This is a genomic window from Leeuwenhoekiella sp. H156, assembly GCF_052218455.1.
GTDB lineage: Bacteria > Bacteroidota > Bacteroidia > Flavobacteriales > Flavobacteriaceae > Leeuwenhoekiella > Leeuwenhoekiella parthenopeia.
The window spans coordinates 3363654-3379110 of record NZ_CP197499.1; the positions used below are offsets into that span (position 1 = coordinate 3363654).

Annotated in this window: 13 protein-coding genes; 7 read left to right on the forward strand and 6 right to left on the reverse strand. The window is 42.5% G+C overall.

What is annotated here, in order from left to right:
- Positions 1 to 2: 2 nt before the first annotated feature.
- Entirely contained in the window at positions 3 to 1607 is a 1605-nt protein-coding gene (bshC, locus tag ACSSS3_RS14225; protein WP_442845189.1) for a bacillithiol biosynthesis cysteine-adding enzyme BshC, read from the forward strand.
- Here bshC and ACSSS3_RS14230 read toward each other — a convergent pair.
- The 6 genes from ACSSS3_RS14230 to ACSSS3_RS14255 form a co-directional block, all read right to left on the reverse strand.
- On the reverse strand, positions 1597 to 2310 hold the full coding sequence (locus ACSSS3_RS14230; RefSeq protein WP_442845190.1) for a YqjF family protein: 714 nt from the start codon (positions 2308 to 2310) through the stop codon (positions 1597 to 1599). The genes bshC and ACSSS3_RS14230 overlap by 11 nt on opposite strands.
- Positions 2311 to 2760: a sterol desaturase family protein gene (locus ACSSS3_RS14235; protein WP_228228273.1), complete on the reverse strand. Its 450-nt coding sequence runs from the start codon at positions 2758 to 2760 to the stop codon at positions 2311 to 2313.
- Position 2761: 1 nt separating this feature from the next.
- Positions 2762 to 3601, reverse strand: a complete 840-nt coding sequence (locus tag ACSSS3_RS14240; RefSeq protein WP_228228272.1) for a phytoene/squalene synthase family protein — start codon at positions 3599 to 3601, stop codon at positions 2762 to 2764.
- Positions 3602 to 3607: 6 nt separating this feature from the next.
- The gene (locus tag ACSSS3_RS14245; protein ID WP_228228271.1) at positions 3608 to 5071 is read right to left on the reverse strand and encodes a phytoene desaturase family protein; all 1464 of its coding nucleotides are present in this window, start codon (positions 5069 to 5071) and stop codon (positions 3608 to 3610) included.
- Between the two features lie 8 nt (positions 5072 to 5079).
- Positions 5080 to 5985, reverse strand: coding sequence for a MerR family transcriptional regulator (locus ACSSS3_RS14250; protein ID WP_442845191.1), 906 nt, complete (start codon positions 5983 to 5985; stop codon positions 5080 to 5082).
- A 169-nt stretch (positions 5986 to 6154) separates the two neighbouring features.
- Positions 6155 to 6844, reverse strand: a complete 690-nt coding sequence (locus ACSSS3_RS14255; protein WP_228228269.1) for an NUDIX hydrolase — start codon at positions 6842 to 6844, stop codon at positions 6155 to 6157.
- 199 nt (positions 6845 to 7043) lie between these two features.
- On the opposite strand from ACSSS3_RS14255, the gene ACSSS3_RS14260 reads away from it, so the two are divergent.
- From ACSSS3_RS14260 to ACSSS3_RS14285, 6 genes are all read left to right on the forward strand, one after another.
- Entirely contained in the window at positions 7044 to 8588 is a 1545-nt protein-coding gene (locus ACSSS3_RS14260) for an alpha-N-arabinofuranosidase (protein WP_442845192.1), read from the forward strand.
- A gap of 31 nt (positions 8589 to 8619) precedes the next feature.
- Positions 8620 to 9618, forward strand: coding sequence for a glycoside hydrolase family 43 protein (locus ACSSS3_RS14265; protein ID WP_442845193.1), 999 nt, complete (start codon positions 8620 to 8622; stop codon positions 9616 to 9618).
- A gap of 5 nt (positions 9619 to 9623) precedes the next feature.
- A complete protein-coding gene (locus ACSSS3_RS14270; RefSeq protein ID WP_228228266.1) occupies positions 9624 to 10604 on the forward strand; it encodes an arabinan endo-1,5-alpha-L-arabinosidase in 981 nt (326 codons plus the stop codon).
- A gap of 1 nt (position 10605) precedes the next feature.
- A complete protein-coding gene (locus tag ACSSS3_RS14275; protein WP_442845194.1) occupies positions 10606 to 12963 on the forward strand; it encodes a beta-L-arabinofuranosidase domain-containing protein in 2358 nt (785 codons plus the stop codon).
- An 85-nt stretch (positions 12964 to 13048) separates the two neighbouring features.
- Entirely contained in the window at positions 13049 to 14746 is a 1698-nt protein-coding gene (locus ACSSS3_RS14280) for a ribulokinase (protein WP_442845195.1), read from the forward strand.
- Positions 14739 to 15437: an L-ribulose-5-phosphate 4-epimerase gene (locus tag ACSSS3_RS14285; RefSeq protein ID WP_442845196.1), complete on the forward strand. Its 699-nt coding sequence runs from the start codon at positions 14739 to 14741 to the stop codon at positions 15435 to 15437. The genes ACSSS3_RS14280 and ACSSS3_RS14285 overlap by 8 nt, the downstream gene beginning before the upstream one ends.
- Positions 15438 to 15457: the final 20 nt, after the last annotated feature.

The window sequence follows — 15457 nt, forward strand, 5'->3', positions numbered from 1 at the left end:
AAATGTCCACGCATAAAATTCCCTATTCAGAGACCGGTTATTTTTCAAAGCTTATCTGCGATTACCTGGATCAGGACGAAAATCTTTCCGGCTTTTACGGGCATTTCCCAACACTGGAGAACTTTAAGTCTCAGATTGAAAACAAGAATTTTTCTGCGGAGAACCGGGAGGTTTTGGTTTCCGCTTTGCGTAAACAGTATGAAGGACTGGAGCACACTCCTGAAAGCCTTGATGCACTTGAACTTTTGGCATTGCCCAATACCTATACCGTCACGACCGGGCATCAGCTCAATCTGTTTACGGGGCCACTTTACTTTTTGTATAAAATAATCAGTACCATTACGCTTTCGCGAAAGCTTAAAGAAACCTATCCCGATTCGAATTTTGTGCCGGTGTATTGGATGGCGACCGAAGATCACGATTTTGATGAAATCAACTATTTCAGACTTCACGGAAAAAAAATACAATGGAACCGCGAGGACATTTCAGATAACGATAAAGGTGCAGTTGGAGCCTTGAATAATGGCGGACTTGACGCTGTCTACGAGCGTTTGCAGGCAGAACTGGGTACCACACGTGTTGCGCAGGAACTCGCTCAGCTTTTTGAAAGCGCCTATCTCAAACATAATAATCTGGCAAAAGCCACGCGTTTTCTGGCGCACCGGCTTTTTGCAGCCTATGGTCTGGTGATTGTAGATGGAAACGATCACGATTTAAAAGCAGTTTTTGCGCCCTATATGAAGCAGGAATTGCTGGAGCAAAAGGCTTTTGACCTGGTAGGTGCTCAGGCTGAAAAATTAGAGGAAAATGGGTATTCGGTACAGGTGAATGCCCGCGAAATCAATTTATTTTACCTGGCGGAAGGTCTTCGCGAGCGTATCATTAAACAAGACGGAAGCTATTTTGTAAACGATACCGAGCTTCAGTTTTCGGAAGCTGAGCTTTTAGAAAAATTGCAATCCACACCGGAAGCTTTCAGTCCTAACGTGATTATGCGTCCACTTTATCAGGAAGTAATTTTGCCGAATCTGGCGTACATAGGCGGTGGAGGAGAAATCGCATACTGGCTGGAGCTCAAAACTTATTTTGATGCCGTAGGGGCGACTTTCCCAATGTTGATGTTGCGTAATTCCGCTTTGTTAATTACCGAAAAGCAGAAGGAAAAACTCGAAAAACTGGATATAAGTCTAAACGAATTGTTCCTGAGTCAAAATGACCTGGTCAACCGAAAAATTCGTAAAATTTCGAATATCGACATTGATTTTTCGCCTCAAAAACAACATTTGGTAAAGCAGTTTGAAGCTTTATACGAACTCGCAGAGCAAACCGATAAATCCTTTTTAGGAGCCGTAAAAGCGCAGGAAGTAAAACAGTTAAAGGGGCTCGATAATCTGGAGAAACGCCTGCTGAAAGCCCAAAAGCGAAAATTAAGCGATCACGTACAACGCTTTACACTGATTCAAAACGAACTCTTTCCGGCTCAGAATTTACAGGAGCGGGTGTTCAATTTCTCGGAGTTTTATGCAGAATACGGAGCAGATTTGCTTCCGCAGTTGTTTGAAGCTCTCGACCCGCTTGATTACCGGTTTACGGTAATTAGTTTTTGATAAGCTTTTTGCCTTCGATGCTAATAGCAGAGCCGTCCATACATTGAATGCTATCGGGTTCCCGGGTAGAGAGATCGCTAAACGCTTCACCGTAAAACCTTTCGAAATCAAAAACAATCTCGTAATCGAGTATGTCATAGCTTTTCCACAGCGGGTGTTTGACCTCATATTCCCAGGTTTGGGTATCTGATTTTTTGCTGTAACCCCAAAAATGCTCTGTGATAAAGGCTGTAATCCCTTTAGGATCGTAGCTTTTAGCTTCAGGGGATGTGGCGACCTGCATTAAATTCCAGTGATCTTCCAGATGTATGCCGTAGCTAAAAAAGTTTTCTTCTTTGGCAAGATCGTGTTTATAATGCATTTTATAAACACTGTATTTTTCGTTATACAAAGTGTTTGCAACCCAGGCAATGGCCGGTTTGTTTACAATTTCAGAGATGAATACCGTACCGCGCTTCCAGATATTTCCATCCTTATACCGTACATAAAAGCGTAAGTTGATCTCTTCAAAACTGCGGTGAAAAGGAACAGGAATGCCTTTAAGCTTAACATCATCAAATAAGAATCCCACCAGACTAACATAACACTTCCCCTCAAAAAAATCGAGTTCGGTATGAGGAGGAAGGTAAGGTTCTAAGATCGCGGGATCGATTGCATAGTTTGCAAAGCACAGGTATTTCCAGTGCGCGGTGAGAAAACTCATCTACCTTTTAAAGTATTTAAGCGGAGGAATGAGCATCCCGAAACATTCACCATCTCCCTTGCCCAGGTGTTTGTGATGAATTTTGTGCGCCCGTCTAATGCCTTTTGCGTACCAGTTGTTGGCGTTTCTAAAAAGTTTAAAACGCTGGTGTATAAAGATATCGTGAACCATAAAGTAGGTTACCCCGTAGGCAAAAATACCCAGTCCAATGGGCAGTCCAATCCATACATTTTCATATTGCCAAAGCAAAAAACAACCTATGCTTATAAGGGCATAGAAAATAAAGAAGAAGTCGTTGCGTTCCCACCAGGAACCATGGTCTTTATGATGATGGTCACGGTGTAATACCCAGAGAAACCCGTGCATTACGTATTTATGGGTAAACCACGCCATAAACTCCATGATAAAAAAGGTAAGTACAAAAACAGCAATCCAAAGTAATGCCTGCATTTTATATAAGATTTAATCTGTATTTCACATAACTGCGCGCCAGCAATGATGCTTTTACATAGTTAGGAACTCGTATACGCGCGTTTTTAATTTCCAGCGAAGGGGTGTTTTTAAGTTTACTCAACAGCTTTTTGTAATAGCGGTAAGCGGTGTAAACCCCAAATTTTGCTTCTACCGGCAATTTACAAATCCCCGCGAGTCCTTTAGCAAAATCGGCCTCAATTTCTGTTATGATACGTTGTTTTGAAGCCTCGTCAAGTTCGTTAAGGTTGGTGTTGGGAAAGTAGGTGCGACTTAGTTCTTCGTGGTCTGCCTTGAGATCGCGTAAGAAGTTCACTTTTTGAAAAGCAGAACCCAGACTCATCGCACAATCTTTGAGTTCTTCATACTTCTGGCGATCACCCTTTACAAAAACGGTAAGGCACATAAGGCCTACCACATCTGCAGAACCGTAAATGTAATTTTTGTATTCTTCTTCGGTAAGGTATTTGTTTTTACTTAGATCAAGACGCATACTGTTCATAAACGCATCTACCAGATGTTTTTCAATTCCATATTTGTGATAGGTATTCTGAAAAGAATTGAGAATCGGGTTTAGGCTTATGCGATCGGTAAGGGCGTTTTCGAGATCGATTTCAAAACGCTTAAAAAGAGTTTCTTTATCGTAATCGTGAAAGGTATCGACGATTTCATCAGCAAAGCGTACAAAACCGTAAATGTTGTGAATGTCCTGACGTATGCCCGGCGAGAGCATGCGAGTAGCCGTAGAAAACGAAGTGCTGTAGGAGCGCGTTACGGTTTCTGAACAGGAAAGGGATACGTTGTCAAAAATTTGTTTCATTCTTTTTCAATTGTTCTTTTTGGTAATTAAACCTGCTGTAAGTTTTCCCGAAATCAAAGCAGGAGGTACTCCGGGTCCCGGAACTGTTAATTGACCGGTGAAATATAAATTAGCAACTTTTTTACTCTTTAACTTAGGTCTTAAGAATGCAGTTTGAAGCAGCGTATTGGCCATCCCGTAGGCGTTACCTTTATAGGAATGATATACTTCTACAAAGTCATTTACACAAAAAGACTCTTTAAATATAATATTTTTTTTGAGCTTTTGATTGGTGATCTTCTCAAGTCTGGTTAGGATGATATCAAAATAGGTATCACGTAATTCCTGTGAATCATACAGACCCGGAGCAAGCGGAATCAGAAAAAAGCCGGCTTCTTTTCCTTCCGGAGCCATAGTAGCGTCTGTTTTTGAAGGGAAGTTTGCGTAAAATAAGGGTTCGTCTGGCCACTCGGGATTATCGTAAATATCCCGTGCGTGTTGCTCAAAGTCCACATCAAAAAATAAGGTATGGTGATCAACGTTTTCAACTTTCTTATCAAAACCTACATAAAACAGGAGAGAAGAAGGGGCAAATACCCGGCTTTCCCAGTATTTTTCAGAATACTGTCTCAGTTTTTGAGGCAGAAGGGTCTCGGTATGATGGTAGTCTGCCCCGCTTAAAACAACATCTGCTTCAACTGATTTATTGTTGACTTCAATACCTATAGCCTTATTGCCCTGGGTACGAATGCGACTCACTTCACTATTAAAATGGAAGGTAACTCCCAGTTCTGTAGCCAGACTGGTCATCGCGTCTACAACGGCGTGCATACCGGTTTTAGGGTGAAAGGTTCCGATCCCAAAATCGGCGTAATTCATAAAGCTGTAAAAAGACGGGGTATCCTGTGGTTTAGCACCCAGAAACAATACCGGAAACTCCAAAATTTGTACAAGCTTGGGATTTTTAAATGATTTGCGTACGTCTTTACTTATGGTGCTAAAAAAGCTTCCTATTTTTTTTATGGTTGCCGGTGTTACCAGCTCAAGAGGGGAAACTCCCGGTCTGTATACCAAATCTTTTATGGCCACATCGTAGTTTTTGCCGGCTTCGTCTATAAAGCGCTGCAGTTTTGCACCGCTTCCGGGTTCTTCCTGTTCAAAAATCAATTTTATTTTTTCGAGTGTGTCGGGAATACTGATGTAGTCACCGGGGCCAAAATATACCCTGTAGGCAGGTCCCAGTTTCTCCAGACTGTAATAATCTGAAGCCGACTTGCCAAAATCCTGAAAAAAGCGTTCAAAAACATCTGGCATCCAATACCAGGATGGTCCCATATCAAAGGTGAAGCCTTCCCTTTTTAATTGTCTCGCGCGCCCTCCGGCAGAACTGTTTTTCTCGTAAATATGAACGTCGTGACCGGCTTTAGCCAGATAAGCAGAGGCAGCCAGAGCTGAAAATCCTGATCCTAAAACAGCAATCTTTTTTGGCATGATTTGTATCAATTTAAAAGCGTCTGAAACGCTTCAATGGTTTTAATAAGTTTTACATTTGAAGGCATATCTGCCTGATTTTCTTCGTGAATGAGGCGACCTAACAAATATAGAGGTACTTTATCGCTTTCTACATCCCGGTTGAATTGCCGGGCAAATTCAGCAATACTAATCCCGTTGCTATTTATGGTCATATAACTCACAAAATGCGCATCGGGCAGTGCGCTTACCAGATATTTTAAACTTTCGGTCTGAATACTTTGACCTAGATAAATATATTTGAAGCCTTTTGCGGCTACTTCGTAGTTGAGGAATATAAGTCCCAGATCGTGGATTTCATTTTCAGGAAGAAATAAAACAAAGGTTTTAGAACTCGTACTCTTGTTGTTGGCACTATAACTTTCAATCTTTACCTGCATTTTTTGACGTATAAGATTGGAAATAAAATGCTCGTGTGCCGGGTTTATGGCGTTGGATTGCCAAAGCAGGCCAATCTCCTCAAGAAGCGGGATGAATACCTGAAAAAATATCTTTCTAAACTCCATTTTCTCCGAAAGCGTATTAAACGTTTTGGTAAACAAATGGTGATCAAAATTCATCATCGCTATTTTAAACGAACTAATAGCGTGATAATTAGAGCCAAGCCGGTTTTTCTTAAGGATTTCCTGAACCAGCTGAGCAATCTCTTCGGTTGAATGTTCTGCTACTTTAGAAATTTTATAGTCGTGCTGAAGCAGAAACGTGACATTGAGTAGTTTTTGCAGATCGGCCAGATCGTAATATCGAATATTGGTGTCGGTACGTTTGGGTTCCAAAAGATTATACCTGCGCTCCCACATACGTATGGTGTGCGCTTTCACACCTCCAAAGCATTCCAGATCTTTTATACTGAAAGTAGATTTTACTGCATCCATATGTGGTTATAAGCCGATCAACTTTCAAATTTAATTCTTTGTTTAAAAGAATGAGGAAATTCTTATACAAAAGGATTAAAATTGGGATTTAATTAAGATAACTGGGGCTATAACGCACAGATTGTTAAGGAATACCTAATGGAAGAGGAGTCTTAACTCCGCAATTACACTAGATTTTAAAGGTAAAACCTTCCTCGATCTTTTGGTCGTATTTCTCTTTATCAAACTGATAGAGGTAAGAGCCTTTTCTGGAGGAAGTCATATCCTTCTCATCGAGTTTAACCAGAATATCAAGCGCATTTACTTTATTGATAAAGTTGCGTTTGTCCAGCTCGACGTCCAGAATGGCTTCATAAAGTTTCTGCAATTGCAGCATCGTGAATTTCTCGGGCAGTAATTCAAAACCAATAGGTTTACTCACCGCCCTGCGGCGTAATCTCAGGATTGCTTTTTGTACCATCTCATTGTGGTCAAAAATCAGGTTGGGAGCCTCTTTAATGTCAAACCATTTTGCAGTATAGTCGCCGTCTTCCAGGAGTTTGTGATCCTCACTATTAATCAGGGCATAATATGCGGTAGAAAGTGTACGCTCGCCGGGATCGCGATCTACTTCGCTAAAGGTATACAGCTGTTCCAAATAAATGTCATCAAGACCGGAGAGGTGATTGAGAATGCGTTTTGCAGCATCATCCAGAGTTTCGGTGCGTTTTAGAAAGCCTCCTATAAGTGACCATTTTCCTTTTTCAGGTTCAAAGTCTCTTTGAATAAGCAGGATTTTAAGTTGATGCTGGTCAAATCCAAAGATGATGCAGTCCAGAGCCAGAAGCACTTTATCTGCGGTTGAATAGCTGCTTAACATTTTAATTTTTTAACAAATATAAAATTAATTAACAAATGTGGATTACACAGTTTAGGCCCTTACTGGCTTTTGTGTTTTTATAAATATTCAAAAGTAGGTTTGATTTTAAGAAAATTTTACCTTAATTTGTTAAATGTGAAATTAACACTTAAAACAATGCTTCAATAGCGCAAACGTTTTATTTAAAAAAATAAACTCTATGTTACGTACAACCCGTATTCTTCCGGTTTTTCTTCTTTTTTTGACTCCGTTGATCACTTTGGCTCAGGCTACAGTATCACTCAATCCATCAGACGAAGCTCCCGTAATTGACAAAAATATTTATGGTCATTTTGCAGAGCATCTGGGACGTTGTATTTACGACGGTCTCTATGTGGGCGAAAAAAGTAATATTCCCAATACAGAGGGTGTTCGTAATGACATTATCAACGCCTTAAAAGATTTGAAGATTCCCAACCTGAGATGGCCGGGCGGTTGTTTTGCAGATACCTATCACTGGAAGGACGGGGTAGGGCCACAAAGCGAGCGTCCTACAATCGTAAATACCTGGTGGGGTAATGTGACCGAAGATAACAGCTTTGGTACTCATAACTTTTTAAATCTCTGCGAAGAGCTTGGAGCAGAACCTTACCTGGCCGGAAACGTGGGAAGCGGTGAAGTACAGGAACTGGCAGACTGGGTACAGTACGTGAATTTTGACGGAATCAGCCCAATGTCCGATTGGCGAAAGGAAAACGGCCGTGAAAAGCCCTGGGGTGTAAAATACTGGGGTGTAGGAAACGAAGCCTGGGGTTGTGGTGGAAATATGCGAGTAGAATATTATGCTGATATCTACCGTAAGTATGCCACTTTTATGTCTGATGCCGGTCTTGAAGGCGGTTTGTATAAAATAGCCTCAGGTGCCAGTAACGACGATTATCACTGGACGGAAGTTTTGATGCGCGACATTCCGCATAACCTGCTGCAAGGTGTTGCTTTACACCATTATTCGGTAATAGACTGGAATGCAAAAGGACCTTCTGTAGGCTTTTCGGAAGACCAGTATTTTAAAACTATGGAGCAGGCCTGGTTAATGGAAGAACTCATTACCAAGCATGTTGAAATCATGGATAAGTACGATCCTAAAGGCAAGGTAGACTTAATCGTTGATGAGTGGGGCGGCTGGTATGATGTTATGGAAGATACCAATCCCGGCTTCTTATTTCAGCAGAATACGATGCGTGATGCGATGATTGCAGGTATGACTTTAAACATCTTTCACAATCATGCAAGACGTGTGAAAATGGCCAATCTGGCTCAGGTTGTAAATGTGCTTCAGGCGGTTATTCTTACCGAAGGTGAGAAAATGATCCTGACTCCTACCTATCATGTGATGAAAATGTACAACGTGCATCAGGATGCGCAGCTTATTCCTATCGAATTGAATACGCCAGACTATGAGTTTAATGGTGAAAAGCTTCCGGCAGTAAATGCTTCGGCTTCAAAAGATGCAGCAGGAAAGGTTCACATCTCTTTGGTGAATATCGATTCTAAAAAATCAAATACTGTTAGCGTAGCCGTAGGTGCTTTAAAACTGAAAGATATCAGCGCAACAATTCTAACTTCAAAAACACTTGAAGATCACAACACATTTGAGTCGCCGGAAAAAATTCAGCCTGAACAATTCAAAAAATTCAAGCTTAAAAACGGAACTCTTGAAGTAGAGTTACCACCGTTTTCGGTAGTGGTTCTTGAAGCAAACTAAAAGCGCGTAGCAACAAATCAAATAGAGACTTATGATCAAAAGTCTTAGAATAGCATTTTTTTCATATCTGTGTTTTGTGTTGTCTGACAACGCTTTAGCTCAGGATCCTGAGCGGGGGGAAGAACTTTTTAAAGAACTTGAAAGTTCGTTTAACAATCCCATCATTACCAATAAATACACGGCTGATCCCGCAGCTTTTGTTCATAACGGCCGGGTCTATCTGTATGTCGGGCACGATCAGGCGCCGGAAAATGAAGAGCGCTATATTATGGATGAGTGGCTGCTGTATTCTTCAGACGACATGGTCAACTGGAAAGAGCATCTTGTTCCGTTAAAACCAAGTGATTTTGATTGGGCTATTCATTCAGCCTGGGCTTCTGAGGTTGTTGAAAAGGATGGCAGGTTCTACTGGTTTGTGACCGCAGAACATAATGATTCAAAACCCGGAAAGGCTATAGGAGTAGCCGTGGCAGACAGCCCGGAAGGACCCTGGAAAGATGCCATTGGCAAAGCGCTCATCACAAATGATATGACGACGCAAACTGATATAAGCTGGGACGATATCGACCCTACCGTTTTCATCGATGATGATGGCACGCCGTATCTATATTGGGGTAATCGGGTTTGTAAATATGTTAAGCTGAAAGACACTATGATTGAAATGGACGGTCCTATCCATACCGTTGATCTTCCCAAGTTTACCGAAGCTCCTTACATCCACAAACGCGGCGATTGGTATTACCTGTCTTACGCGTATGACTTTCCTGAGAAAATAGCTTATGCGATGTCTAAATCCGTTACCGGTCCCTGGGAGTTTAAAGGGATTTTAAATGAAGTGGCCGGCAATAGCAATACCAATCACCAGTCTATTATTGAGTTTGAAGGCAACTGGTATTTTATTTATCATAACGGGAGCATTCCTATTCACGGAAGTAGTTATCATCGTTCGGTATGTGTAGATCGCCTGTATTACAATGAAGACGGAAGCATCAAACGTATTGTGATGACCTCAGAGGGAATTCAACCGTAATATAAATGAAAAAGCACCTTGCACTTTTAGTATTCCTAATCAACGGAAGCTTTTTTGCTCAGGACATACGGGTGCATGATCCGGTAATGATTAAAGAGGGAAATACGTTTTACCTGTTTAGTACCGGTAGGGGAATATCGGTTTTCAGTTCATCAGATTTGAAGAACTGGGAACGCCAGCCTCAGGTTTTTCAGGAAGAGCCGGTTTGGGCAGATGAGGTTGCTCAGGATTTTAACAATCATATCTGGGCTCCAGACATCAGTTTTCATAACGGGAAATACTATTTGTATTATTCGGTTTCCGCATTCGCGAAAAATACATCAGCTATAGGCCTGACAATAAATTCAACATTAGATGCAAACGATCCTGCCTATAAGTGGGAAGATCAGGGAATAGTAATTCAGTCGATTCCCAACCGGGATTTGTGGAATGCCATTGATCCCAATTTGATCATTGATGAAAAAGGAACGCCCTGGCTGGCTTTTGGAAGTTTTTGGGAAGGCCTCAAAATGGTCAAACTTGCTGACGACTTAAAATCAATCGCAAAACCTCAGGAATGGTACACGATTGCACGAAGAGAACGCTCTTTTGAGTTGGCAGACGATAACCCGGGTGATGCGGCTCTTGAGGCTCCGTTTATCTTTAAAAAGAACGGTTGGTATTACCTGTTTCTATCCTGGGATTTGTGTTGCCGGGGAGAAAACAGCACCTATAAAGTTGTCGTGGGCCGTTCTAAAAAGGCAACCGGTCCCTATGTTGACCGGGAAGGCAAAAGCCTTAACGCAGGTGGTGGAACCCTTATCCTTGAAGGCAATGCGAACTGGTATGGAGCTGGGCACAACGCTGCCTATACCTTTGATGACAAAGATTATATCATTTTCCACGCATACGATGCGCAGGATAATGCGAAGCCAAAACTGCAAATCGCTCAGCTCTCTTGGGACGATACAGGCTGGCCGGGTTTAAATATTAAAATAGTAGATTAATATGAAAAAAATACTTGCAGTATTAGGAATATGGAGTTGGGGTCTTTCGGCGCAGCAAAGCGTTGATTTATTCCCGCTCAATCAGGTTGAGGTTACTTCAGGCGTTTTTAAAGAAGCCGCTTTAACCGATTTTGAATACATCAAAGATTTAGAGGCAGATCGCCTGCTTGCACCTTTTTTACGCGAAGCCGGTCTCGAGCCTAAAGCCGAATCTTATACCAACTGGGAAAATACCGGTCTTGACGGGCATACTGCAGGACATTACCTGTCTGCCTTGTCTATGTATTACGCGTCTATCGGCGATCTTGAAGCTAAAGAGTTGCTAGACTATGCGCTTACCGAATTACAAAAAGCACAACAGGCAAACGGTAATGGTTACGTGGGCGGAATTCCCGGAAGTAAGCAGCTATGGGATGAAATTAAAGCCGGAAAAATCAATGCATCAAGCTTTGGATTGAATAACAAATGGGTGCCTTTGTACAATATTCACAAGACCTTCAACGGACTCAAAGACGCGTGGCTGCACGCCGAAATTCCAATTGCAAAAGACATGTTGATCGATTTGACTGATTGGTTTATGGGCATCACTGAAAATCTTTCTCAAGAACAAATTCAGGATATGCTGCGCTCCGAACACGGCGGCCTAAACGAAGTTTTTGCTGAAGTCTATGCGATTACCGGCGATAAAAAGTACTTGAAACTAGCTAAAGACTTTTCCCAACTGGCATTGTTGGAGCCACTAGCAGTTGATGAAGACATCCTAACCGGAATGCACGCCAACACTCAAATCCCGAAATTCATCGGTTTTGAGCGCATCAATCAATTGGAAGCAGATAAAGAATACCACAACGCCGCTTCCAATTTTTATGATAACGTGACTGAAAAACGCAGCCTGAGCATCGGCGGAAATAGCGTTCGCGAACATTTCAATCCTATTGATGATTTTTCTTCGGTTATGAGCAGCGAGCAGGGGCCTGAGAGTTGCAATACCTACAATATGCTTAAACTCAGCAAGCTCTTATTTGAAGACACGGCGGAAGAAAATTATATCGATTTTTACGAGCGCGCCCTATACAATCACATTTTATCCACTCAAAATCCCGAGGGTGGCTTTGTGTATTTTACTCCAATGCGTCCCGGGCATTACCGCGTGTACTCGCAACCTGAAACCAGTTTCTGGTGCTGCGTAGGCTCGGGGATGGAAAATCATACCAAGTACAACGAACTCATTTACGCAAAAGCGGAAGACAAGCTTTATGTAAACCTGTTTATTCCTTCTGAAGTGAAATGGGAAGAAAAACAGGCTTCCTTAAAACAGGAAACCCGGTTCCCGGAAGCTGATTTTACAGAATTGATTTGGCAAAGCCGAAAGAAAACCAAAGCAAAACTGATGTTACGCTATCCGGAATGGGTGGCAGCAGGGGCTTTAAAAGTTTATGTAAACGGAAAGCTTCAGGAGCTTGAAGCCAAGCCCGGAAGCTATATTGCTTTGAAACGCAAATGGAAAAACGGCGATCGTGTAAAAATGGAAATGCCAATGCATCTCAGTCTTGAAGAAATTCCGGATGAGTCGGGATATGTTTCGGTTAAGTACGGTCCGCTGGTTTTGGCGGCTGTGACCGGAGATGAAGATCAAAAAGGTATGTTTGCTGACGATAGTCGTGGCGGTCATATTGCTAACGGTCCGTTTTTGCCTTTGACTGAAGCACCTACATTTGTTGCAAAAGCCGGTGAATCTATGCTTGACCAGATCAAGCCCATTGCCGGTAAAACTTTACAATTTACCGCTTCGCAATTGTTGTATCCTGATGCATATAAGGATTTGGTGCTTCAGCCATTTTACAACATTCACGAAAAGCGCTACACCATTTATTTTAAAACCGAAACTCCTGAAAGTCTTTCCGAAATGCAGCGCAAACTCGAGGAGCAGCAAAAAGCAGAAGCCTATCTGAGATCAATAACACTTGATTATGTAGCTCCGGGAGAGCAGCAACCCGAGTCTGATCATGGTTTTGATTCTAAAGATTCTAACAGCGGTGTGCATCAAAACCGCCACTGGCGCGATGCGACGGGTTGGTTCAGTTATGATTTGAGAAACAAAGATGCTTTGGCTAAAACCTTGCGCATTACCTATTACGGTAAAGATGCGGGAAGGAAGTTCGATATTTTGGTAAACGGGCAGGTGATCGCATCTCCTCAATTTGATGGGACGCAGGGCAATTCGTTCTTCGAAGTAGATTATGATTTACCCGACGAGCTTGTTGCAAAAAGCGAAATTTTAAATGTGCGTTTTGAGGCGGCTCCCAACTCCAGGACCTCAGGAATTTATGGTGTGCGTTTGTTAAATGCAGACTTTTAAGAAAATAGTTAAAATTATTTTAAATGTATCTTTTACATTTTTAATTTGAAAATAGTAGATTTGTCAGATAACAGCAGTTTAGTTTATGAAAAAATATGTTATAGGTCTGGATTACGGCTCAGATTCGGTTAGAGCAGTTTTGATTGATGCATCTAACGGTCAGGAAATCGAAGCTGAAGTTAGTTATTACAAGCGCTGGAAAGAGCGTTTGTATTGTGACGCTTCAGAAAATCGTTTTCGTCAACATCCTTTAGATCATTTGGAAGGTTTAGAAGCTACGATAAAAGCAGTTGTTTCCCGAAGTGGGGTAGAAGCCGAAGCGGTAAAAGGAATTTGTATAGATACCACCGGTTCGTCTCCAATTCCTGTTAATCAGGATGGAATTCCGCTAGCGCTAACTGCCGGGTTCGAAGAAAACCCCAACGCCATGATGGTCTTGTGGAAAGACCACACCGCTATTGAGGAAGCTAATGAAATCAACGACCTCGCCCGAAGCTGGGGAGGTGAAGACTTTACCAAATATGAAGGCGGAATCTATTCTTCTGAATGGTTTTGGGCGAAAATTCTACACGTTGCCCGTGAAGACGAAGCTGTAAAAAAAGCAGCTTATTCCTGGATGGAGCATTGCGACTGGATGACGTTTACCTTGCTTGATAATGTTTCGTTAGCCGACTTTAAACGCAGTCGTTGTGCAGCGGGTCATAAGGCGATGTGGCACGAGAGCTGGGGCGGCTTGCCACCCGAAGAATTCTTAGGAAAATTAGATCCGTATCTGGCGCAATTGCGAGATCGATTATATACTGAAACCTATACCTCAGATGAGATTGCCGGTACCTTAGGCGCAGCCTGGGCTGAGAAATTAGGCCTTACAACAGATACGGTTATCGCCGTGGGTACTTTTGATGCGCACGCCGGTGCAGTAGGTGCCAAGGTTGAAGAGCATACGCTGGTTCGGGTGATGGGAACGTCTACCTGTGACATCAGCGTTTCGGCTCCTGAAGTTACGGCAGATAAGACCGTTCGCGGTATTTGCGGGCAGGTTGAAGGCTCGGTAATTCCCGGCCTTGTAGGTCTGGAAGCCGGTCAGTCCGCTTTTGGAGATTTATTGGCCTGGTTTAAAGATGTTTTGAGCTGGCCTATAGATAACCTTGTTCTGACTTCAGATATACTTTCCGCAGAACAAAAAGAAAAACTTAAAGCTGAAATAGAATCAGACTTTATCAGAAAATTATCTGATGCCGCTGAGGCTATTCCGCATCACGAAGCCATTCCGGTTGCTTTAGACTGGATCAACGGAAGAAGAACACCAGACGCCAATCAGGAACTGGAAGCGGCAGTTACCAATCTCAATATGGGTACGCGTGCTCCGCACATCTTTAAGGCTTTGGTGAACGCGATTTGCTTTGGCTCCAAGAAAATAATGGATCGCTTTGCCTATGAAGGTATCGAGATCAAAACCGTTGTAGGTATTGGTGGCGTTGCCCGCAAGTCTAAATTTATCATGCAATCGCTGGCAAATACGCTTAACGTGCCCATCAAAGTTGCAGCATCAGATCAGGCGCCTGCTTTGGGAGCAGCGGTCTATGCCGCTGTAGCTGCAGGTATTTATCCGGATGTGATCACTGCCAGCCAAACTTTAGGAAGTGATTATGAGGCCGAATATCATCCCCAACCGGAATATTTAGAGGTTTTTTCAGAACAGATGGAACGCTACGAGGCACTGAGTGCTTTCGTTGAAAATTCAATTGTAAAATCAAAAAAGACATTAGAACATCATGTATAAATCCCTGAAAGAAGAGTGCTACGAGGCTAATATGGAACTAGACGCTTTAGGTCTGGTTATTTACACCTTTGGTAACGTAAGCGCCGTTGACCGTAAAAATGGAGTTTTCGCCATAAAACCAAGCGGTGTGCCCTACGAAATCTTAAAGCCCGAAGACATTGTTATTGTCGATTTTGATAACGAAATCGTTGAAGGAACCAAGCGACCTTCTTCAGACACCAAAACCCACGCCTATCTCTACAAACACTGGGAAAGGATAGGAGGTATTGCACATACCCACGCTACCTATTCTGTCGCATGGGCACAGGCACAAATGGATATTCCGGTATTTGGAACCACCCATGCAGACCATTTAACGGCAGACATACCTTGTGCTGCACCTATGCACGACGATTTAATCGCGGGTAATTACGAGCACAACACGGGTATTCAGATATTGGATTGCTTTAAGGAACGCAATCTGGATTATAACGAGGTAAATATGGTTTTGCTGGGTAACCACGGACCTTTTGCCTGGGGAGAAACCGCTGCAAAAGCGGTTTACAACAGCAAGGTGCTTGAAGAAATCGCGCGTATGGCGCAATTGACGCTTCAAATTAATCCCAATGCACCCAGACTGAAGGATTCTTTGATCAAAAAACATTACGAGCGTAAACATGGTAAAGATGCCTATTACGGGCAGGGCTGCTAATTTTTAATTTAACCTTTTAC